This window comes from Devosia sp. GW821-FHT12F11 (genome assembly GCF_058806655.1).
In genome coordinates this window covers 166,074-188,035 of record NZ_JBXAPX010000001.1, presented here as the reverse complement: position 1 = coordinate 188,035, position 21,962 = coordinate 166,074, and the positions used below count along the sequence as shown (strand labels likewise).

The 21,962-nt window shown below is 66.8% G+C and carries 21 protein-coding genes; 11 read left to right on the top strand and 10 right to left on the bottom strand.

Translation table 11 applies throughout. The features are described 5' to 3' along the window. From AC1ROK_RS00945 to AC1ROK_RS00930, 4 genes are all read left to right on the top strand, one after another. A complete protein-coding gene (locus tag AC1ROK_RS00945) occupies positions 1–939 on the top strand; it encodes an ABC transporter permease (RefSeq protein ID WP_492842923.1) in 939 nt (312 codons plus the stop codon). 59 nt (positions 940–998) lie between these two features. Next, on the top strand, positions 999–1,985 hold the full coding sequence (locus tag AC1ROK_RS00940) for an SDR family oxidoreductase (protein ID WP_492842921.1): 987 nt from the start codon (positions 999–1,001) through the stop codon (positions 1,983–1,985). Between the two features lie 61 nt (positions 1,986–2,046). Next, positions 2,047–2,217 carry a hypothetical protein gene (locus AC1ROK_RS00935; RefSeq protein WP_492842919.1) on the top strand — a complete coding sequence of 57 codons (171 nt, stop codon included), beginning with the start codon at positions 2,047–2,049 and terminating at the stop codon, positions 2,215–2,217. A 95-nt stretch (positions 2,218–2,312) separates the two neighbouring features. Continuing rightward, complete coding sequence (locus AC1ROK_RS00930) at positions 2,313–3,140, top strand: C40 family peptidase (protein WP_492842917.1); 828 nt, start codon at positions 2,313–2,315, stop codon at positions 3,138–3,140. A 64-nt stretch (positions 3,141–3,204) separates the two neighbouring features. Here the strand turns inward: AC1ROK_RS00930 and AC1ROK_RS00925 are convergent, their stop codons facing one another. The 7 genes from AC1ROK_RS00925 to AC1ROK_RS00895 all read right to left on the bottom strand — a co-directional run bounded on the left by AC1ROK_RS00925 (position 3,205) and on the right by AC1ROK_RS00895 (position 10,648). Then, complete coding sequence (locus tag AC1ROK_RS00925) at positions 3,205–4,116, bottom strand: ABC transporter ATP-binding protein (RefSeq protein ID WP_492842915.1); 912 nt, start codon at positions 4,114–4,116, stop codon at positions 3,205–3,207. Further along, a complete protein-coding gene (locus AC1ROK_RS00920; protein WP_492842913.1) occupies positions 4,113–4,928 on the bottom strand; it encodes an ABC transporter ATP-binding protein in 816 nt (271 codons plus the stop codon). The genes AC1ROK_RS00925 and AC1ROK_RS00920 overlap by 4 nt, the downstream gene beginning before the upstream one ends. After that, entirely contained in the window at positions 4,925–5,812 is an 888-nt protein-coding gene (locus tag AC1ROK_RS00915) for an ABC transporter permease (protein WP_492842911.1), read from the bottom strand. The genes AC1ROK_RS00920 and AC1ROK_RS00915 overlap by 4 nt, the downstream gene beginning before the upstream one ends. A 3-nt stretch (positions 5,813–5,815) precedes the next feature. Further along, on the bottom strand, positions 5,816–6,793 hold the full coding sequence (locus tag AC1ROK_RS00910) for an ABC transporter permease (protein ID WP_492842909.1): 978 nt from the start codon (positions 6,791–6,793) through the stop codon (positions 5,816–5,818). 283 nt (positions 6,794–7,076) lie between these two features. Next, positions 7,077–8,687: an ABC transporter substrate-binding protein gene (locus tag AC1ROK_RS00905; protein WP_492844651.1), complete on the bottom strand. Its 1,611-nt coding sequence runs from the start codon at positions 8,685–8,687 to the stop codon at positions 7,077–7,079. Between the two features lie 75 nt (positions 8,688–8,762). Continuing rightward, on the bottom strand, positions 8,763–9,791 hold the full coding sequence (locus AC1ROK_RS00900; protein ID WP_492842907.1) for a glycoside hydrolase family 3 N-terminal domain-containing protein: 1,029 nt from the start codon (positions 9,789–9,791) through the stop codon (positions 8,763–8,765). Further along, positions 9,788–10,648 (bottom strand): MurR/RpiR family transcriptional regulator, encoded by an 861-nt coding sequence (locus AC1ROK_RS00895; protein ID WP_492842905.1) that lies wholly within the window; start codon positions 10,646–10,648, stop codon positions 9,788–9,790. The genes AC1ROK_RS00900 and AC1ROK_RS00895 overlap by 4 nt, the downstream gene beginning before the upstream one ends. Before the next feature lie 158 nt (positions 10,649–10,806). Between AC1ROK_RS00895 and murQ the strand changes: the two genes are divergently transcribed. The 7 genes from murQ (at position 10,807) to AC1ROK_RS00860 (ending at position 19,160) form a co-directional block, all read left to right on the top strand. After that, complete coding sequence (murQ, locus tag AC1ROK_RS00890; protein WP_492842903.1) at positions 10,807–11,742, top strand: N-acetylmuramic acid 6-phosphate etherase; 936 nt, start codon at positions 10,807–10,809, stop codon at positions 11,740–11,742. Between the two features lie 78 nt (positions 11,743–11,820). Next, positions 11,821–13,341: an ABC transporter substrate-binding protein gene (locus tag AC1ROK_RS00885; RefSeq protein WP_492842901.1), complete on the top strand. Its 1,521-nt coding sequence runs from the start codon at positions 11,821–11,823 to the stop codon at positions 13,339–13,341. 57 nt (positions 13,342–13,398) lie between these two features. Further along, entirely contained in the window at positions 13,399–14,358 is a 960-nt protein-coding gene (locus AC1ROK_RS00880) for an ABC transporter permease (protein ID WP_492842899.1), read from the top strand. After that, positions 14,358–15,197 (top strand): ABC transporter permease, encoded by an 840-nt coding sequence (locus tag AC1ROK_RS00875; RefSeq protein WP_492842897.1) that lies wholly within the window; start codon positions 14,358–14,360, stop codon positions 15,195–15,197. Before AC1ROK_RS00880 ends, AC1ROK_RS00875 begins: the two co-directional genes overlap by 1 nt. Continuing rightward, positions 15,194–16,924, top strand: a complete 1,731-nt coding sequence (locus tag AC1ROK_RS00870) for an ABC transporter ATP-binding protein (RefSeq protein WP_492842895.1) — start codon at positions 15,194–15,196, stop codon at positions 16,922–16,924. Before AC1ROK_RS00875 ends, AC1ROK_RS00870 begins: the two co-directional genes overlap by 4 nt. Beyond that, a complete protein-coding gene (locus AC1ROK_RS00865; protein ID WP_492842893.1) occupies positions 16,921–17,925 on the top strand; it encodes a serine hydrolase domain-containing protein in 1,005 nt (334 codons plus the stop codon). The genes AC1ROK_RS00870 and AC1ROK_RS00865 overlap by 4 nt, the downstream gene beginning before the upstream one ends. Before the next feature lie 116 nt (positions 17,926–18,041). Next, a complete protein-coding gene (locus AC1ROK_RS00860; protein ID WP_492842891.1) occupies positions 18,042–19,160 on the top strand; it encodes an anhydro-N-acetylmuramic acid kinase in 1,119 nt (372 codons plus the stop codon). Between the two features lie 157 nt (positions 19,161–19,317). Here AC1ROK_RS00860 and AC1ROK_RS00855 read toward each other — a convergent pair whose 3' ends face one another. From AC1ROK_RS00855 to AC1ROK_RS00845, 3 genes are all read right to left on the bottom strand, one after another. Further along, positions 19,318–19,740, bottom strand: coding sequence for a GNAT family N-acetyltransferase (locus AC1ROK_RS00855; protein WP_492842889.1), 423 nt, complete (start codon positions 19,738–19,740; stop codon positions 19,318–19,320). Further along, complete coding sequence (locus AC1ROK_RS00850) at positions 19,737–20,345, bottom strand: DUF6969 family protein (protein WP_492842887.1); 609 nt, start codon at positions 20,343–20,345, stop codon at positions 19,737–19,739. Before AC1ROK_RS00850 ends, AC1ROK_RS00855 begins: the two co-directional genes overlap by 4 nt. Positions 20,346–20,685: 340 nt before the next feature. Further along, the gene (locus tag AC1ROK_RS00845; protein ID WP_492842885.1) at positions 20,686–21,900 is read right to left on the bottom strand and encodes a YeeE/YedE family protein; all 1,215 of its coding nucleotides are present in this window, start codon (positions 21,898–21,900) and stop codon (positions 20,686–20,688) included. Between the last annotated feature and the right edge of the window lie 62 nt (positions 21,901–21,962).

Sequence of the window (21,962 nt, the reverse complement as noted above, 5' to 3'; positions counted from 1 at the left end):
ATGGAGTTTCTCGCCGATCCGGTCTTCGCCGGGTTCATTGCCGCGAGCGTCCGGCTGTCGATCCCGATTCTCCTCGCGGCGCTGGGTGGGATGTTCGCCGAGAAGTCCGGGGTGCTGAATATCGGGCTCGAGGGCATGATGCTGATCGGGTGCTTCACCGGCTTCATCACCGTGCACTTCAGCGGCAACCTATGGCTCGGGGCAGGCGTCGCAGTGCTGATCGGCGCCATTGCCGGGCTCGGGCTGGCGTTCTATGCGGTGACGCTCAGATCCAACCAGGTGGTGGTCGGAATCGCCTTCAACCTGCTGATGCTCGGGGTTTCGGCGTATTTCTTCCGCCTCGCCTTTGGCTCGGGCACCGCCTCGCCGCGGATCACGCCATTCGCGCCGATCGATTTCGGGCCGCTGGGAGAGATTCCCATTCTCGGGCCGCTGCTGTTCCAGCATGACCCCCTGACCTACCTGTCGCTGGCGCTGGTCGTCGGTGGCTGGCTGGTGATGCAGCGCTCGACCATCGGGCTCTCGATCAAGGCGGTGGGCGAGCATCCGGAAGCCGCGGAGACGCTGGGGCTCGATCCCGTCGCCATCCGCTATGCGGCAGTAGCGGTGAGCGGCGCGCTGGCGGGGCTTGGCGGCGCGTTCCTGTCGATCAGCGCCACCGGCGTGTTCCTCGACAACATGACGGCGGGCCGCGGCTATATCGCGCTCGCCATCCTGATCCTCGGGCGCCGGCATCCGTTCGGGGTGATGGTCGCAGCGCTGCTGTTCGGCGCGGCCGAAGCACTGCAACTCAGGGCGCAACTGTTGCCGAGCGGCGTGCCGCTGCAGTTCCTGATCATGCTGCCCTATGTGCTGACCATCGTGGTGCTGGCGGTGTCGGCGACGCGCAGCGGCGCGCCAGCAGCCCTGGGGCAGCCCTACGAAAAGGGTGGGCGCTGACGGTTGAAATAAGCCCTCCCAAGTGATGAGGTACGCCCATCAATTTGAGGAGGATCACCATGGGTCTCAACGTGCTGTTCGTTGGGGGCACCGGGCAGATTTCGCTGCCGTGCGTCGAGTATGCGGTCAAGCAGGGCCATAAGGTCAGTGTGTTCAACCGCGGGCAGCGCGAGGCGGCGCTGCCAAAAGGGGTGACCTCGATCGTCGGCGACATGAAGGATCCGGCGTCGTACCGGAAGCTCGGCGCCATGAATTTCGACGTGGTGGCGCAGTTCATGGTGTTCACCCCCGAGCAGATGGCCGAGGACATCGCCACCTTCGCCGGTAACACCAAACAGTACATCTTCATCTCGTCGGCCTCGGTCTACGAGAAGCCGGCGCGGCACTACATCATCACCGAACAGACTCCGGCGGTGAACCCATACTGGGGCTACAGCCAGGCCAAGATCGCCTGCGAAAAACTGCTGGCCGAGGCGAAGAACCTGCCATGGACCATCGTCCGGCCAAGCCACACGGTGCGCACCGGGCTGCCGACGATGATGGGCGAGGGCGATATCGTCATCCGCCGCATGCAGCAGGGCAAACCGGTGATCGTTGCCGGCGACGGCACCTCGCCTTGGACGCTGACGCGCTCGAAGGATTTCGCGGTGCCGTTCGTCAACCTGTTCGGCAAGGACGCCGCGCTGGTCGAGATCTTCCATATCACCTCGGACCGCGGCTACAGCTGGGACGATATCTACAAGGCGATCGGGCGCGGGGTGGGGTTGACGCCGAATATCGTGCACGTGCCGTCCGACACGCTGGTCGCCTACAATAAGGCCTGGGAAGGGCCGCTGATCGGCGACAAGACCTGGTCGGCGCTGTTCGACAACTCCAAGGTGAAGCGGGTCGCGGGCGACTTCAAATGCTCGGAGAACCTCGACGAGGTGCTGGAGGAGTCGATCGGCTTCCTGAAGCAGCGGCTCGCCTCCAACGCACCGGTCAACATGGAGCTCGACCCGCTGATGGACCGGATCACCTCGGAGCAGGCGGCACTGGGGAGATAAAGACCCCCGGGGGCACCAAAGCCCGGCTGGCGCGTTTTCCTTCCAGCAACAGGAGGACGCCATGAGCGACAAGCACAAGGCTCACAAGAAGGATGCCGCAGCCGGACACGGCAGGCATGACGAGGCGCGGAAAGCCAAGGACAAGCCGGTGAAGACTGCGGCCAAGGACGACGACATGCCGGGGGCTGAGGGGTTCATCAGCGCCAGGGCGGATGAGGATACTTACGACTAGATGGGGGAAGTCTGGGTCCCCAACTGACGGCGGTGACAGGAGGTGGTGGCCGGGCTAGCCTTCTGCTCCGCCCACCACCAACCGGACACCCCGCTTTGCTCGACCCACGACTGACCCTCGCCCGTGACGGAATTGCTGCGCGGTCGCTGGAGGGAACCGTTCCTGCAGACCGCTATGTCGACACCACCGTGCGGCAGGCCCGAGTTCCCTCAGCCGCCCTGCGCCGTGCGCCCTCAGCAGCGGCCGAGCAGCTCGACCAATTGCTGTTCGGCGAGCTGTTCGAGGTGCTGGACGAGGCCGGTGGCTGGGCCTTCGGGCAGGCGCGACGCGATGGCTATGTCGGCTATGTTGCGGCAGAAGCGCTCGGTGCGCCCGGCGCCGCCCCGACCCATACGGTGCGGGCGCTCAGGACCTACGGGTTCAGTGCACCCAGCATCAAGGCCGCGCCGGTCGGGCTCTATTCGATGAATGCGCCGGTCGCCGAAGAGGGGCGCGAGGGGCGGTTCGTCAAGACATCGGGCGGCTGGATCGTCGAGGAGCATCTGGCACCGGTCGGTGAGGATGCGCCGGACTACGTGGCGATTGCCGAGCGGTTCGTCGGGACGCCCTATCAGTGGGGCGGGCGCGAAAGCCTGGGGCTCGATTGCTCGGGGCTGGTGCAGCAGGCGCTCTATGCCGCTGGCCGCGCCTGCCCGCGCGACAGCGACCAACAGGCGACGATGGGTGAGCCGCTCGAGGCCAAGGCGCTGCGGCGGGGTGACCTGGTGTTCTGGCGCGGCCATGTCGCGATGCTGACCAGCGCGAGCGACATCATCCATGCCAACGCCTTCCACATGGCAGTGGTGATCGAGCCGCTGGCCGAAGCCGTGACGCGCATCGTCAGCCGCGGCGGCGGCGAGCCGACGGGCCATCGGCGGATTTGAGCGACTTCCTATGGGGTAGTCCGCCGCTACCGTCACCTACTCGGCAGATGATCCCTCCGGCAGCCTAGACCGGCATCGGCCGAATGAAGTGGTTCGGCCCGATCTCCTGCACCTCGGGTTGCTCCAGCGCCGACTGGCGACGGATCAGGTCGATGCGGTCGAGCTCGTCGCTGAAGCGGGTGTCGCTGAAGCGGCGGTCGGGGTCGGGGACGGCCGAGAGCAGCAGGCGGGTATAGGGGTGCTGCGGGTTGCCGAGCACGCTTTCCGTCTCGCCCCATTCGACGATCTGGCCGGCATACATCACCATGATGTCCTCGGCGACGTAGCGGGCGGTGGCGATGTCGTGGGTGATGTAGAGCACGGCGAGCTTCAGCTGCCGCTTCATGTCGTTGAGCAGGTTCAGGATGCCGAGCCGCACCGAGACGTCGAGCATCGAGGTGGGTTCGTCCGCGATGATCACCTCGGGGTTCACCGCCAGCGCCCGGGCGATGCTGATGCGCTGGCGCTGGCCGCCACTCAGTTCGTGCGGGTATTTCGGCAGGATCAGCGCCGGGTCGAGCTTCACCCGCGTCAGCACTTCGGCGATGGCGGCCTCGCGCGCCGCGCCCTTCAGGTTCGGCTGGTGCAGCCGCATCGGCCGCTCCAGGTGGTAGCGGATGGTGTGGACCGGATTGAGCGAGGAGAACGGATCCTGGAACACCATCTGCACGGCGCTGCGATAGGCCCGCATATCGCGCACCGCACTGCCTTCGATCGGCTCACCACGGAACAGCAGCCGGCCTTGGTCGGGGCGATACTCGCGCATGATCAGGCGGGCGGCGGTGGTCTTGCCCGAGCCGGATTCGCCGACCAGCGCCAGGGTGCGGCCGGGATGCAGCGCGAACGATACGGCGCGTGCCGCATGCACGGTACTGCCGCCGCGGTGGAAGACCTTCGACACATTGTCGAGGGCGAGGATGGGGGCCGTATCGGTCATGACGTGGCCTCGGCGATCGGCTTGCCGGTGAGGCGCGGGATCGAGGCCCAGAGCTTTCGCGTGTAGTCGTGCTGCGGCGTGCGGTAGATCGCCTGGGCGTCGTTGACCTCGACCAGCTCACCTTCCAGCATGATGCCGATGCGGTCGGAAACCTGCACCATCAGCGCCAGGTCGTGGGTGATGAACAGCACCGAGAAACCGAGCTCCTGGCGCAGCTTGTGGATGCGTTCGAGGATCTCGCGCTGCACCACCACATCGAGCGCGGTGGTCGGCTCGTCCATGATCAACAGCTTGGGGTTGAGCGCGAGGCAGATGGCGATGACGACGCGCTGCCGCATGCCGCCCGAGAGCTGGTGCGGATAGGCCGAGAGCCGGTCGGCCGGGATATCGACCAGCTTGAGGAGTTCGGCGGCGCGGGCCCGGGCGGCGGGGCGCGACATGCCGGTATGGGTTTTGAGCACATCGTAGAACTGGCGCTCGATTGATAGCACCGGGTTGAGCGAGTTCATGGCGCTCTGGAACACCATGGCGACCTCGCGCCAGCGCAATTGCTTCAGCGCCGCATCGTCGAGGGTGAGGACGTCGCGCCCATCGAGCAGGATCTGACTGCCGGTGCGGATCAGCGCCGGCGGGCGATGCAGCCGGCTGATGGCGAAGGCGATGGTGCTCTTGCCGCAGCCGCTCTCGCCGGCAAGCCCGAAGAACTCACCCTTGCCGATGTCGAAGCTGACATTTTTCACCGCATGGAAATCGCTGGTGGCGCCGATGTAGTCGATGGTGAGGTTGCGGATCGAGAGGACCGGATCGCTCACAGCGTGCCCTCCCCACGGCGGATCAGCCCGGTCCAGCGCGCCAGCATGCCGCCGGTGCGCAGCCGCGGGTTGGCGATCTCGTCGATGGCGAAGTTGATCAGCGCCAGGCCGAGGCCGAGTACCGCCAGCGCGAAGCAGGGGGTGAGAATGTCCCACCAGGCGCCGACCGAAAGGGCCGAGGCGTTCTGGGCGTTGTAGAGCATGATGCCCCAGGAGACGGTGTTGGGGTCGCCCAGCCCGAGGAACTCGAGCGTCGCCTCGGTGATGACGGCGAACAGCACGCTGCCGATGAAGTTGATGCCGACGATCGAGATCAGGTTGGGGAAGATCTCGAACGCCATGATGCGCCAGCTGGGCTCGCCCAGCATCTCGGCGGATTTGACGAAATCGCGCTGGCGGATCGACAGGGTTTCCGAGCGGGTGACGCGCACCCCCCAGGCCCAGGAGGTGAAGCCGAGGATGACGGCGATGACCAGCGGGCTCGCCTGGCCGATGAAGGCGGCGAGCACCAGCAGCAGTGGCAGGTTGGGGATCACCAGCACCATGTTGGTCAGAAAGGTGATGACCTCGTCGACCACGCCGCCTTTGTAGCCGGCAATGATTCCGAGGACGGTGCCGATCACCGTGATCAGCAGCCCGGCGCCGAAGCCGACGGCGAGCGAGATGCGGGCGCCGTAGAGCAGGCGGGTGAAGACGTCGTGGCCGAGCCGGGTGGTGCCGAGCAGGTGCTCGGCCGACGGCGCCTGATGCGGCCGGCCGACGCGCTGGGTCGGGCTGTATTCGGTGAGCAGTGGAGCGTAGATGGCGACGAGGATGACGATCGCGAGGATAGTCACTCCGACCAGAGCCTTCTTGTTGCGCAGCAGCTGGGCGAGGAGGGTCATCGGTCAGGCCCGCTTCAGGCGTGGGTCGAGCAGCACGTAGCTGAGATCGACGACAAAGTTGGCGGTCAGCATTGCCGCGGTCATGATCAGCAGGGCGCCCTGGATCACCGGGTAATCGCGGGCGAGGATGGCCTGGTAGAGCGTGTTGCCCATGCCGGGGTAATTGAACACCACCTCGGTCACCAGCGAGCCGCCGAGCACGGCGCCCAAGGAGATGGCGAGGGCCGAGACGGTGGGGAGCAGCGCGTTGCGGGCCGCATACCAAAGCATGACGCCGCGGTCGCTGAGCCCCTTTGCGCGGCCCATGACGATGTAATCCTCGCCGAGCAGGTTGATCATGTTGTTGCGCATGGTCACCGCGAAGCCACCGGTCAACACGATCACCATGGTCAGCATCGGCAGGGTGCCGTGGTAGAGGACGCTCCCGACATAGTCCCAGCCCCAGGATGGATCGAGCATCGGGTCGGCGGCATAGCCGTTGGGAAACCAGCCGAGCGTGTAACCGAAGGCAAACAGGGTAATCAGCGAGACGACGACTGCGGGGACCGAGCTAGAGAAGATCGAGAGCAGCGAGATCACCGTGTCGAAGCGGGTGCCGCGGCGCCAGGCCGCCATGACGCCGAGCAGCGTGCCGATAGTGAAGCCGATGATGGTGGCAGTGCCGACAAGGCCGACGGTCCAGATCAGGGCGCGCCCGAGCAGCTCGGTGACCGGCAACGGGAAAAAGCGGATCGAGCGGCCGAGATCGCCGGTGAAGACGCTCTTCAAATAAGCGAGATACTGCTCGCCGATCGGCGCGTCGATGAAGCCGAAGGTGAGCTTCAGCGCGTTGAGGTTTTCCAGCGACAGGTCGGAACCGGCGCCGGCGAACATCTTCTGGATCGGATCGCCCGGCATCAGGCGCGGCAGGAAGAAGTTGATGGTTGCCGCAGCGATGAAGGCCGCCAGATAGAACACCGCGCGGCGGAGCAGAAAGGCCATGAGCTAAGCGTTCCACTGTCGCGAAATGGTGGGCACAGGTTCCCTTCTCCCCTCAGGGGAGAAGGTGGCGCGAAGTACGCGGACGGCGGCTAGCGCCGCCGCCGTGGGATGAGGGGTGAGGCAGTGGTGCGACGCTGATTGATCCAGCACGACTGAGAGACTGCACCCCTCACCCAGCGACGCTAGTTCGCTAACGCTCTCAAGCTCTGCTGCCCTCTCCCCTGAGGGGAGAGGGGACAAGCGAGGCCCACGTAACGTCATCACAGATCCACCAGCCGTCGCCTTATTGCGCGACCGGGCGCAGCGCCAGGAGCTGCAGCAGGCGGCCCGGGTTGGCGTTGGAGACCACCGGCGAGGTGATCGGGTTGTCGGCGTTGGCCCAGCCGGTAAAGCGCTTGGTGCTGTACTGGTAGAAGGACGGGCTGTTGTAGACCGGGATTACCGGCATGGCCGCGGCCACCTTGAGCTGGATGGCGTCCATGATCGCCTTCTGTTCGGCCGGATCCTTCACCTGGGTGTACTTGTTCAGCATCTCGACCACTTCCGGGTCGGTCCAGCGCTGCGCCGAGGTGCGGCTCTTGCCGAAATCGGCCGGGTTGAACGAGCGGATATAGGGGAAGTAGGGGTTGGCCGCCGAAGCGATGGCGTTGAGCGACATCGAGTACTTGGCGTCGATCAGGTCGGAGGCCCAGACCGATTCCTCGGGGGTCGACATCTTCACGTTGAGCCCGCCCTGCTTCAGCGTCTCGATGGCGATCTGCACGGCGTCGATCCAGTCGGTCCAGCCGTTGGGGATCTCGATGTCGATGGCGATCGGGGTGCCGTCCGGGTTGTCGCGGAAGCCGTCGCCGTCCTTGTCGACATAGCCGGATTGCTCGAGCAGCGCCTTGCCGGCTTCGAGGTCGAACTTGCCGTACTGGCCGAACTGGGTGGCGACTTCGGGGTTGCCGAAGGCCTTGTAGAACGAGCCGAGCATCGCCGGGTCTTCGTTGATCACCGGATAGCCATAGCCGGCGATGTCGATGATCGACTGGCGGTCGATCAGCATCGAAACGGCGCGGCGGAAGTTGACGTCGTTGAACGCCTTCTTGTTGTTGGCGTCGGGGCTTTCGAGGTTCAGCGTGAACGCGACGAGGCTCGAGGGCAGGAACCAGTAGTGGTTATGCTCCGGGTCCTTGGCGACGAAGGTGTTGTCGATATCGGGGATGAAGCTCGTCGCCCAGTCCAGCGTGCCATCGGCCAAAGCCGCCAGCACCTGCGGGTTGTCGGCGAGCTGCGGCAGGCGGATGCAATCCACATGCAGGCTCGCCGCATCCCAGTAATTGGGGTTGCGGCACTGCTCGTAGACCTGCGGGGTGAAGCGGGTGATCTCGGTGAGCGGGCCGGAGCCGACCGGGTTCTCGTTGGTGAAGGTCACCGGATCGGCGACGTCCTTCCAGATGTGCTGGGGGACGATTGGCATGGCGACGATGGTGGTGGCGACCAGCGAGTTGGGCTGGGCGAGGTTGAAGCGCACGGTGCGTGCGTCGAGCTTTTCGACCGAATCCATCAGTTTGGAGACGGAGTTGAAGTCGAGCGCCGGGAACTTCTTCAGGTTGTCGTAGGTGAACACCACGTCATCGGCGGTGAGCGGCTGGCCATCCGACCATTTCAGCCCGTCGCGCAGCACGAAGGTGATCGACTTGAGGTCGTCGGCCAGCTCGAAACTCTCGGCCAGCCGGTATTCCCACTTGGCGCCGGCGAGGCGATTGAAGATCGCCAGCGGTTCGTAGATGAAATCCTTGGTGGTGGCGCGCGCCGACGTCTGGTTGAACGGATTGAAGTTGCGCACATAGGTCGTGGTCTGCTCGGAGCTGACGGTCAGGACGACCTGCGCACTCACAGGTGCGGTCATCGCGAGCGCCAGGGCGGTGGCCGCAATCAGCTTGCTCTTTAACACTTCCAGTCTCCTCTTTATCGCGGCGCCGCCTCAGGCGAGGCCGTTCTCCCGAAAAATCCCTTCGACTTCAGCGTGGAGGGCAGTGGCATCCACGCGAAGGTTACCGCGTTTGCGCGTTGCGCAAGTGATTCGTTCGATCGTTTGCCCAGTCAGCGGGCGGGCGCCGCTGGCCGCCGAAATACTGGCCTCGAGGCCGCCCTGGGTCAGCAGCGCGATATCGCAACCGGCAGCGAGGGCGGCGGCGACGCGCTCTTTGGGCGTGCCCTTGAGCGCTTCCATGCTGAGGCAATCGGTGATCAGCACGCCGTCATAGCCGATGTCGTTGCGGATCAGCGCATAGACCTCAGGCGAAACCGAGGCCGCCCGTTCGGGGTCGATGCGAGTGAAGATCAGGTGGGCGACCATGGCCCAGGGGGCATCCCGGAGCTTGATGAAGGGTTGGAAGTCGGTGGCGCGGAGGTCATCGAGCGCGGCGTCGACCACCGGGCAATCGAAATGCGGATCGACCGTCACCCGGCCATAGCCAGGAATGTGCTTCATGATCGGCAGCGCGCCGACCTCGAGCATGCCGTCGATCACCTCGCGGGCGAGGGTGACGACCAGGTCCGGATCGTCACCGAGGGCGCGCTGGCCGATCACGTCATGGGTGCCCGGGCGCGCCAGATCGATGACTGGCGTGGTGCCGCTGTCGATGGTGAGATCGGTCATGATGGCGCCCATGGCCCGGGTCGAGAGGCGCAAGGCGCGCCTCGCCAGCGCGAGGTCCTTCTTGGCCAGCGCGCCGAAGGACCCGAGGCTGCGGAAGCTCGGCCAGTTGCCGTTGTCGAGCCGCTGCACTCGGCCACCTTCCTGGTCGATGAAGACTGGTGCATCGGGGCGGCCGACCACCTCGCGGAACTGGACACACAAGCGCCGGGCCTGCTCGCGATGGTCGAGATTGCGGCGGAACAGGAACAGCCCATAGGGGTTCGCGTCGCGGAGGAATGCGATCTCGTCGCCGGTGAGCTCGTAGCCGGAGACGCCGACGAACAGGGCCAGAGGTTCGGAGTTGGTGGTCATACAGCCTGCTCGGGATGGGTGATGTCGCGCGTGCGCTTCAGGGCGTCGATGGTCTGCTCGTAGCGCAGCCGGGCCACCCCCATGAACAGGCAATCGACCAGCGCCAGCTGCGCGATGCGGCTGACCATGGCGCCGGCGCGCAACGTGCTTTCGCGGGCATGGGTGACGAGCCGTTCCTCGGCCGCCCGCGCCAGCGGCGATTCAGGGGAGCCGGTGATGGCGACGGTGATGGCGCCGTTGTCCTTGGCGAGCTTCAGGAACTGCACGGTGTCGGCGGTGGTGCCGGAATGCGAAAAGCCGATGGCGACAGTGCGGGCCGGCGACATCAAGGCCGCCGTCCAGGCCTCATGCGCATCGGCCATCAGAAAGGCGTTGCGGCCGACGCGGAACAGCTTGTGGTGCAGGTCCTGCGCGACGAAGTGGCTGGCGCCGATGCCGAACAACAGGATGCGTTCGGCCTGGTCGAGCGCGGTGACCACCCGCTCGAGCGTCTCGAAGTCGAGGCTCGATACCGTTTCCTCGATGGCCAGCATTTCGAGCGAAGCGACCTTGGCGGCCATTTCCTCGAGCGTGTCGGTACGGGCGATTTCGGCGCCGAGCGTCAGGCCGGAGCCGAACTGCGCTGCTTCCTTGCCGAGCTCGGTGGCAAGCGACATCCTGAGTTCGGCATAGCCGCTGACCCCGACAGCCCGACAGAAGCGCACCACCGAGGCTACCGAGGTACCGCAGGTCTCGGCGATCTGCGAGATGGTCTTTTCCAGGACGATCGCCGGGTTGTCGCGAATCGCCTTGGCGAGCCGCCGCATGGTCGGCGTGAAGCTCGCGGCGGACGCCTCGATGTTCGACTGAATCCCCATCACGACATTCATACCCACGCGAAACAAAAGTGCAATCCGTGCGTCCGCAATGAAAACAATTGACAGCGAAAGCGCGGAGTTCCTACCTTCGGTCGACACTCAGGAGCCCAGATGTCACGCACCGAATCCCCAAGGGATAGTCGTCCGGACACCCGTCCATGACCGCCGCCGGCAGCCATCGCCGGGCGTTGCTGAGCGAGCTCGAACAGCTCGTCTCGGAGGAGCGCAACCCGCGCACCATGGGCATCGACCTGATGGCGACGCCGGAGATCGTCAAGACCATCAATGCCGAGGACCGGCTGGTGCCCGAGGCGGTGGGCAAAACCCTGCCGCAGGTGGCGCAGGCGGTCGACAAGATCGTAGAGGCGTTCGGCAAGGGCGGGCGGCTGGTCTATATCGGCGCCGGCACCAGCGGACGGCTGGGGGTGCTCGATGCTTCGGAATGCCCACCGACCTTCGGCGTGCCGCCGACCATGGTGGTGGGAGTGATCGCCGGCGGGCTCGGGGCGCTGGTCAGCGCCGTCGAGGGAGCCGAAGACAACGCCGAGGGCGGCGCGGCTGACCTCAGGGCCATCGATCTCACCAATCGCGACGTGGTGGTGGGGATCGCGGTGAGCGGCCGCACCCCCTATGTGATCGGCGCGCTGAACTACGCCAAATCGCTCGGCGCGGTGACGGTGGGCCTCACCTGCAACCCGGACTCCGCCATTGCCGGCCTCGCCGATATCTCGATCGCGCCGCTGGTCGGCGCCGAGGTGGTCACCGGCTCGACCCGGCTCAAGTCCGGCACGGCGCAGAAGCTGGTGCTCAACATGCTCTCCACGGCGAGCATGATCCGCATCGGCAAGACCTACCAGAACCTGATGGTCGACGTACGGACCAGCAACGAGAAGCTCCTGGCGCGCGCGGTGCGCATCGTCATGCAGGCGACCGACTGCCCCGAGCAGGTCGCCGAAGCGGCGCTGGAGCGCACCGGCAACGACGTGAAGCTGGCGATCCTGACCATCCTCACCGGCCTCGATGTTGCGGAGGCGCGCACCGCCATGGCGGGCGCCGGAGGGTTCCTGAGACGTGCGCTCGAAGCGGGTGCGTGAGCAGTAGACGACGACCTAACGACTGGCTGGAGCGGCGCCGTCGCGACTGGCCCGGACTGAAACAGAGAGGGAAACACCATGTATTCGACCAACACCAAACGCTTGCTTGCCGGCCTTGCCGTCGCGGCAACGCTGACTACCGCCTTGGCCGTGCCCGTGCAGGCTGCGAACCTGCGCATGGCGTGGTCGCAGGATGCGACCGGGCTCGACCCGCACAAGCAGACGGCATTCTCGTCGCTGCGCCTGCTCGAGCTGGTCTATGAGCCGCTGGTGCGGCTCGACGCGCAGTACAATGTCGGGCCTGCGATCGCCACGAGCTGGGAATTCTCGGCCGACGGGCTGACCCTCACCTTCAAGCTCGATCCCAATGCGAAGTTCTCGACCGGCGATGCGGTGACCTCCGCCGACGTCAAGGCGTCCTACGAGCGCCTGCTCGATGAGGCGACCGCCGCGGCGGCACGCGCCAACTTCACCTCGATCGCCTCGATCGATACGCCCGATCCGCAGACCGTGGTGTTCCACCTGAGCCAGCCGGACGCGCCGATCCTCGTCGCCATGTCGGGCACCAATGCCTCGATCGTTCCGGCCAGCGCCATCGCCGATGGCAGCATCGGCACCAAAGCGATCGGCTCGGGCCCGTTCACGCTCGACGAGTGGGAGCCGAACGTGAAGGACGTGCTGAGCGCCAACCCGAACTGGGCCGGCGGCAAGGTCGGCATCGACGGCATCACCATCTCGGTGCTGCCGAGCGAGAGCGCCATCATCGACTCGATGCGCGCCAACCAGACCGACTTCGCGCTGTTCAACGACCCGACCATCGCGACGCTCATTCCGGGCGAGCAGGGGATGACGCTCAACCGCATCCCGGGGCTCGCCTATAACGTACTGCAGATGAACCCGTCGCGGCCGCCGATGGACAATCTCAAGGTGCGGCAGGCCATTTCCTGTGCCGTCAACCGGCAGGAAATCATCGACACTGCGCTGGTGGGCGAAGGCAAGGTCACCGGGCCGCTGACCATGCAAGCCTACGCGTCGGATCCCTCGAGCCTGTTCTGCTACACGCAGGACGTCGAAAAGGCCAAGGCGCTGATGAAGGAAGCGGGCCAGGAAGCCGGCTTCTCGGTCGACGTGATCGCGGCCACTGGCGAGCCGCCCTATGCCGCCAACGAGGCGCAGGTGCTGCAGAGCCAGCTCGCCGCGATCGGCGTCAAGCTCAACATCAAGACCATGGATCTCAAGGTCTATGTCGACACCTGGCTGAAGGGCGATTTCGACATGGCGGTGGCGCAGAACGGCGGCCGTCCGGACCCGTATCCGATGTACAATCGCTACTTCACCAAGGACGGCAACCTGGTGAAGGTGTCCAACTTCACCGATGCCGAGCTCGACAAGCTGTTGCAGGAAGGCCGGGTCGAAACCGACGTGGCCAAGCGCAAGCCGATCTTCCAGCAGTTCGAGGCGCGCCTCGCCGAACAGGCCCCGTGGGTATGGATTTCCAGCACCGTGACCTACACGGCGAACCTCGACAGCGTGAAGGGTTATGAGATCAACCCGAGCAACCTGCTGTTCGCCCTGAGCAAGGTGACGCTGGCTCAGTAGATAAAGCGCTAGAGGCGGGCCAAGGGCCCGCCTCGCCAAAGGCAGGGTGCAGCCGACATGAACTATCTTACGCAACGGCTGCTGACGTTCCCGCTGGTCTTGCTGGGCGTATCGCTGCTGGTGTTCTTTGCCATCCGGCTGGTGCCCGGCGATGCGATCATCGCCATGCTGGGTACCGAAGCGGGGCTGCTGACCGATGCGCAGCGCGCCTCGCTGGAAGCCTATTTCGGCCTCGATCAGCCGATTATCGTGCAGTACGGCCGCTGGCTGGCCGGGCTGTTCGAAGGCAACCTCGGCATCTCGGTGACCTATGGCAAGCCGGTGCTCGAGGTGATCCTCGCGCGCTTTCCGCTCACCCTCGAGCTGGCGCTGCTGTCCATGGTGATCTCGCTGGCTGTCGGCATCCCGGCCGGCGTGTTCGCCGCGACGCGTGCCGACCGCCCCTCCGACCTCGCGGTGCGGCTGTTTGCGATGCTCGGGCAATCGACGCCGAGTTTCGTCGTCGGGCTGGTGCTGATCTATTTCCTCTCGGTGACCTTCCGCATGCTCCCGGCGATGGGCTCCTTCACCCCGCTGTTCGCCGATCCGATCGGCAATCTCAGCCAGATGATCCTGCCGGCGATCACGCTGGGCCTCAGCTTTGCGGCGGCCGTGACGCGCATCTCGCGCTCGGCCATGCTCGATGTGCTGAGCGACGACTATGTGCGCACGGCCCGCAGTAAGGGCGCCTCACAGCGCGATGTGGTCTGGAAGCACGCCTTGCCCAATGCGCTGATCCCGGTGGTGACGCTGTCCGGCGTCGAGTTCGGCTATCTGTTGGGTGGCGCAGTGATCGTCGAGCAGATCTTCGCGCTGCCGGGCCTCGGCCGGCTGACGCTCGATGCGATCAGCCAGCGCGACTATCCGCTGGTGCAGGGCGCCGTGCTGTTCATCGCCCTCAACTTCCTCGTCGTGAACCTGCTGGTCGATCTTGCCTATGCGGCGCTCGACCCGCGCATCCGGCTGGGAGGCAAGTGATGGCGTTGCTCAAGGCCGTGCTGCGCCATCCCAGCGGCCGCATCGGCGCGGCGATCATCCTGGTTTTCCTGGTGCTGGCCGGGTTGGGGGCGGTCGGCCTCACGCCGCACAATCCGCTGAAGCAGTTCGTCGTCGACCGGTTGAAGCCACCGAGCCTCACCTACTGGTTCGGCACGGACCTGCTCGGCCGCGACACGTTCAGCCGCCTGATGCTGGGGATCAGCGAGTCGTTCCTCGTCTCCTTCGCCTCGGTCACCGTCGCGGCGACCGCCGGGACGATCATCGGTCTGTTTGCCGCCTGGTGGGGCCATCTGTGGGACGGCGTGCTGATGCGGACCATGGATGTGCTGCTGGCCTTCCCGGCCATCCTGCTGGCGCTGCTGATCGTCGCGATCGAGGGTGCCGGCATGGTGACCAGCATCGTCGCGATCGGCATCGTCTACACCCCGATCTTCGCCCGCGTGGTGCGCGCACCGGCGCTGGCGCTCAAGGGGCGCGAGTTCGTCGAAGCGGCGCGCACCTTCGGCAGTTCGCAGGGCTACATCCTGACGCGGCATCTGCTGCTCAACCTCGTCGCGCCGCTGACGGTGCAGATCACCCTGGCGCTGGCCTGGGCGCTGCTGACCGAATCCGGCCTGAGCTTCCTCGGGCTCGGCACGCAGCCGCCGGCGCCGTCGCTCGGGGTGATGCTAGCCGAGAGCAAGTCGATGATGACGCGCGCGCCGTGGCTGATGATCTTCCCCGGCCTCACCATCATGCTCGCCATCCTCGGCTTTAATCTCCTCGGTGACGCGCTGCGCGACATCCTCGACCCGCGCACGCAAGGGAGAAGCGCATGAGTATGCTGCTCAATGTGCGCGACCTGCATGTCGGTTTCGGTCGCGACCCCCAGGCCAACGAGGTGGTGAAGGGCGTGAGCTTCGAGCTCGCGGTCGGCAAGACGCTCGCCATTGTCGGCGAGAGCGGCTCGGGCAAGTCGGTGACGGCGCTGTCGGTCAACCGGCTGGTCGATTTCGGCGGCGGCCGCATCACCGGCGGGTCGATCACCCTGCAGCGCGCCGATGGCACGGCGGTCGACATCACCGCGGCCGATGAGCCGGTGCTGCAGCGCATCCGCGGCCGGGAGATCGGCATGATCTTCCAGGAGCCGATGACCTCGCTCAACCCGGTGCACACCGTCGGGACGCAGATCGAGGAGGCCTTCCGGCTCAGCCGCGGCCTCGTCGGAGCCGACGCAACGCGCGCCGCCCGCGAGGCGCTGGAGCGGGTGCGCATTCCCGATGCGGCGCAGCGATTGACCTACTATCCGCACCAGCTGTCGGGCGGCATGCGGCAGCGGGTGATGATCGCCATGGTGCTGGCGGGCAACCCGCGGCTGCTGATCGCGGACGAGCCGACCACGGCGCTCGACGTCACCGTGCAGGCGCAGATCATGGCGCTGCTCGCCGAACTCCGCGAAGAGCTTGGCATGGCGATGATCTTCATCACCCACGATATCGGGCTGGTCGCCGGCATTGCCGACGACATCATGGTGATGCAGCACGGGGTGGCGGTGGAGCAGGGTGCGCTCGATACCGTGCTCGACAATCCGCAGCACCCCTACACCCAGCATCTGCTCAAGGCGGTGCCGCATTTCACCTCGGGCAGCGCGGTGCGGAGCGATGGCGGGGCGCGCGCCGCGGCGCCAATCGTCACGGTCGACAATCTGGCGGTGCGCTTTCCGGTGACGAAGGGGCTGTTCCGGCGACGGGCTGGTGCGGTGCACGCGGTCGACGGGGTGGATTTCGATTTGAGGCCGGGCGAGACCCTCGCCATTGTAGGCGAAAGCGGCTCAGGCAAATCGACCACGGCGCGCGCCATCCTCGGGCTCGTCAAGGCGACGCGTGGGCGGATCGAGGCGAAAGCCGGCCGCAGCGGCCGGCCGGTACAAATGGTGTTCCAGGATCCCTATGCCTCGCTCAACCCGCGGCTCAATGTCGAGGCCCTGCTGGCCGAGCCGGCAATCGCCGCCGGCCAGCGGCTCGATGCCAAGCTGCGCGAGCGGATGGTCAGCCTGCTGGAGCGCGTGGGGCTGAGCAAGGAAGCGCTGACGCGCTATCCGCATCAGTTCTCGGGCGGGCAGCGGCAGCGGCTCTGCATTGCGCGGGCGCTGATGCTGAACCCGGATGTGGTGGTGCTGGACGAGGCGGTGTCGGCGCTCGATGTGAGCGTGCAGGCGCGGGTGCTCGACCTCTTGATCGACCTGCAGCGCGAATTCGGCCTCGCCTACCTGTTCATCTCGCATGACATGGCGGTGGTAGAGCGCATCGCCCACCGGGTGGCGGTGATGTATGCCGGCCAGATCGTCGAGATCGGCAAGGCGGCGGCAGTGCTCGGCGCGCCGCAGCACAGCTACACCAGGCGGCTGATTGCGGCAGTACCGGCGATCGAACGGCGGCGGCAGCACTTTGCCGTGGACGTGACCCAGGTGCCCTCGCTGGTGCGTCCATCAGGGTTCGAGCCGCCAGCCGCCAAATGGCGTGAGGCGGGCGACGATCATCGCGTGCGTGTGGAGGAAGGTGCATGAGTCTCGATGCTGTTCTCGATCGGGCTTTCGCGCCGTTGCAGGCGGCGGTGGCGGCGAAGCGCATTCCCGGCGGAGTGCTGGGCGTCGTCGACCGCGACGGCACCCGCGCCGTGCGCTCGATCGGTTCGGCGCAGCTGGTGCCGGCCGAGCGGCCGATGACGGACAATACCTGGTTCGATCTCGCCTCGCTCACCAAGGTGATCTTCACCACACCGCGCATCCTGGAACTGGCGGCGGCGGGAACGATCGATCTCGATGCGCCGCTGACCTCGGTGATCCCCGACTTCCGGCAGTACAACCCGGACAATAGCTGGGAGCGGAAACTCAGCTTCCGGCAGTGCCTCGGTCACCAGACGCCGTTTCCGGGCGTGGTGCCGATCTATACCTATGGGAGCGACCCCAACCTATTGCGCGCCTGGGTGCTGCAGAACGAGTGGCAGGCGGGGCCGCCGGTCTATTCCGATATTAACTTCATCCTGCTCGGCATCGCGCTCGAACGGTTGAGCGGCAAGCTGATCCGCCAGCAGGACCCGGGTCCAGGCTTCGGCTGGTCGGCTGACCCGCAGTTGAGCGCCGCCACCGAGCGGGACGCCTGGCGCGGCCGGGTCATCGTCGGCGAAGTGCATGACGAGAACTGCTACGCGCTGCAGGGCTCCGGCCATGCCGGACTGTTCGGCACTGCCAGCTCGGTGCTCGACTATGCGCAGGGCCTGCTCTCCGGCACCGGCGCGGCGCCCGGCAGCATCGCGCTGATGCGCACCGCGCTGTCGCCGCGCCGCACCCATGGCTGGGAACGCCCCTATGAGGGCTGGTCGGGCGGCGATCGCTGTTCGGCCGAGACCATCGGCCATACCGGCTTTACCGGCACGGGCCTGTGGATCGATTTCGCCACGGGACGGGCCTGGACGCTGCTCACCAACCGCGTGCACCCGACCCGGCATTTCGACAGCGGCATCATCGCGCTGCGCCGCGCGGTGGGCGATCTGGTCAACGAGAACTAGAGCGCTTCAGCGTTTCAATGAAACGCCGAAACGCTCCAGATCTTTTTGTTTTGTCGCGCTTTCGAACCGGAAAAGTCTGCAACTGTTCCTGAAAACGCTCCGAGGAGGAGACCGCAATGCCAGCACCGATCTGGGCCGTGGGCTTGATGACCGGCACCGTGCTCGACGGCAATATCGACGTGGCGCTGCTGAAAACCGACGGCGAGAGCATCGAGCGCTTCGGCGCCTACACGCTGGCGCCCTATCCACAGGCGATCCGCGACACGCTTGAAGAGACTCTGGCGGCGGCGCGCAAATGGAATTTCGACGGCCCCGACCCGGCGATCTTCGCCAAGGCCGAGGAGATGCTGACCCGGGCGCAGTCGGCGGCGGTGAAGCAGTTGGTCGAAAGCGCCGGGCTCAGCATGGCCGATATCGGCGTCGTCGGCTTTCACGGCCAATCGGTGCTGCACCGGGCGCCGCAGCCGGGACGGATCGGCGCCACCCGGCAGCTCGGCGATGGCGAGCTGATGCACCGGCTGCTCGGAGTGAAGGTCGCCTATGACTTCCGCTCGGCCGATGTGCGCGCCGGCGGGCAGGGCGCGCCGCTCGCCGCGATCTACCACCAGGCGCTGCTACGCGGGCTCGGTACGCATGGCGAGACGGCGGTGCTCAACCTCGGCGGCGTCGCCAACGTCACCTATTGGGATGGCGCCGACCGGCTGGTCGCCTTCGATACCGGTCCGGCCAATGCGCCGCTCAATGACTTCATGAAGGCGCATGGGCTGGGCGAGATGGATCGCGACGGAGCTCTGGCGCGGAGCGGCACCGTCGACGAGGCGCGGCTCGCAAAGCTGCTGCAGCACCCTTATCTCAGCGCGCCGCCGCCCAAATCGCTCGACCGCTTCGATTTCACTTCGGCAATGGCCGACGGGCTCGACCCGGCCACCGGCGCGGCGACCCTCACCGCCTTCACTGCCGCCGCCGTCGGCAAGGGGCTGGACCTGTTGCCGACGCGCCCGAAGAAGCTGATCGTTTCGGGCGGCGGGCGGCATAACCCGCTGATGATGGAGATGCTGAAGGCCCGGGCCGGCGTCGACGCGGCCCCGGCGGAAACCGTCGGCTGGCGCGGCGATGCGATCGAGGCCGAGTGCTTTGCGTTTCTCGCCGTGCGGGTGCTGCGCAGCCTGCCGATCAGCTTTCCGACGACGACGGGCGCGCCGCATCCGCTGCTGGGTGGGCGGTTGGCGGCTTAAGCGAGTAGACGCTGTCGCTGGTGGCTGTGGACCCCCAACCCTGTCCCCTTCCCCGCACGGCGGAGGGAGACCCCTACACTGGCATCGCGGTTCCGTCGTCTCCCTCCCCCTTGCGGGGAGGGACCAAGGGTGGGGGTCAGCCCGCACCAGCGCCAGACTAAAGCCGCTTCTGCAAGAACGTTCGTGTCCGCCCCTCGGGAAAATTCTCGAGCGCGCCGAACGGCACGTACCCCGCCCGCTGGTACGTCTTCAGCGCCACCGGGCTGAAGGTATCGATATAGGCGCCATGGCAGCCGCGGGTTCGTGCTTCGGTTTCGGCCGCTGTCAGCATGCGGCCGGCGAGGCCGGCGCCGCGCTGTGCTTCCGCGACCCACAGCCACTGCACATAGAGCCAGCCCCAGGCGGTGTAGCCGGAAATGCCGGCGACGATGCTGCCGGCCTCATCGCGGACGACGACCGCAAGTGGCCGGCGGTCGGCGGGCCCGACATCGGCTTCGTTGAAGGCGGTCAGACGGCCGCCGATGAGCGCGAGATCCTCGGCCGCTGGCGCCTCGGAGACGCTGATCGAGAGCTCTGTCATGCGCCGAGGGCTCGGAGCGTGGCCGGCAGGTCGACGCGGAGTTCCGACGTCACCTCCAGCGTGCGATCGTCGCGGATCGGTGCGCCACCCGGCACCTGGCGCGCCGCGAGGGTCGCGTCGCGCTGCCGGATCAGCGTCGCGATCTCATCGGCGTAGAGCCGGAGGATGGCGCTCAGCCAGCGGTTGGTCAGGTAGGACGGCTGCGGCATCTCAATGTCGAAGCGATCGAGCAGGGCGATGCTCGGTTCGGCATCGAGCCAGCTGTCGCCGACCACCCACTGGTTGACGGTGAACAGTCGCTGCAGGCGGCCATGCGCATCGACGCCGACAGCGATCAGGTGATGCACCGGACCATCCTTGCCGTCGGGGCGTACGAAGCAATGGAAGTGGCCATGCTCGGCCTCGGCCGGTGGCAGGTGGCAATGATAGTACCACTGGCCGCCGGAGGCGGGGTCGTAGACGTCGCCCGGCGGGTAGTGGCTCCAGGCGACCACCGGTGCATCGCGCAGGGTGGCGCGCAGCACGTTGTCACCGCCTTTCAGCAGCACCTGCTCGCAGAACAGCGCTTCCTGCGCCGCGCGAAGCCGATCCGCGGCGTCGGCCATCAGAGGCTGCCCGCCGCACAGGGCGCGGCTGCGGCGCACGGGGCTGCAGCAGCACACGGAGCAGCCGCGGCGCACGGAGCTGCAGCTGCGCAGGGAGCCGCCGCGGCGCAGGGTGCGGCCGCCGCGCAAGGCGAAGCTGCGGCGCACGGCGAGGATGCGGCGCAGGGCGATTCAGCCGCGCAGGGCGAGGCCGCGGCGCAGGGGTTGGAGGCAGCGTCGGCGCCCGCGGTGACCGCCGCGGGGGCGGCTGCGCCGCTGCCGCGGGTGACGTGGTCGGCTGCGACGGCCGCAGTGGCGGCGAGCAGCGCGGCGCCGAACAGCAGGGTGTTACGCGAACCGCTCATTTCTTGAACCCGTCGAGACCAAAAACCGGACGCAGCGCGATGCCGACAAAGCTGCCGGCGAAGGCGGCGGCGAACCAGACCCAGCCATGCAGGCTCCCCGAGGCGATGCCGCTGAACAGCGCGCCGATATTGCAGCCGAACGACAGCCGGGCGCCGTACCCCATCAGCAGGCCGCCGATCACCGCGGCCAGCGCCGATTTGAGCGGCAGGGCGGCCTTGGGCGCGAACTTGCCGGCGAGCCCGGCGGCCAAAGCCGCGCCGAGCAGGATGCCGAAATCCATCACCGAAGTGATGTCGAACAGCACGCTGCGGCCAAGCGCCTGGGCCTGGGCCGGGGCGGTCCAGAACGTCCAGGTTTCGACCGGCACGCCGACCGACTGGGCGAGCTTGGCGCCCCAGAGGCCAAAGCCATAGGTGATCGACCAGGGGTGCCCGGCAATCAGCAGCGTGGCGATATTGAGCAGCGCCAGCAGGACCGCGGCGCCGACCAGTGGCCACGGCCCCTGCAGCAGGCGCGACAGCCCTTGGGTCTTCGGCTTCGATGCCTGTTCGAGCCCGCCATGGGCGCGGCGTTCGATCAGTACGGTGATCCCGGCGATGGCGGCGAGTCCGGCGAGCGTCACGATAACGGCCAGCGGCGCGCCGAGGCTGGTGCCGAGGCTGATGCTGGGGAGCGACGGCTGCGCCAGCCACCAGGGGAGGTGGGCCGTGCCGATCAGGGCGCCGAAGATGAAGGCGGCCAAGGTCACCAGCATACGGGCGCTGCCGCCGCCGACGGTGAACAGGGTGCCCGAGCCGCAGCCGCCGCCCAGCTGCATGCCGAGCCCGAAGATTCCGGCGCCGACCAGCACCGAAACGCCGACCGGGGCCACGGCGCCGGCGAGCGGGCGACCAAAGGCGGTGCCGCCGGCCAGCAGCGGAATGAAGACCACGGCGGCAATCGCGACCATCAGCATCTGGGCGCGCACGGCGGCGCCGCGTTTCTCCACCACCAGCCGGCGCCAGCCGCCGGTGAAGCCGAACGAGGCGTGATAGAGCGTCGCGCCGAGCAGGCCGCCGATCAGGAACAGCACGGTCTGGCGCAGGTCGACCACCTGGCCGATCACCACGCTGCCGATCACGAACATGGCGAGTGCCACGATGACCGGACCGCGATCGAGTTTCGGCCAGCTGAAGGAGGGAGCCGGTGGGGAGGCGCTGATGTCTGTCACGGGAAAATTGATCCTATGCGGGCCGTCAACGACTTGTCGTAAACGGCAGCGCCCGAGACCGC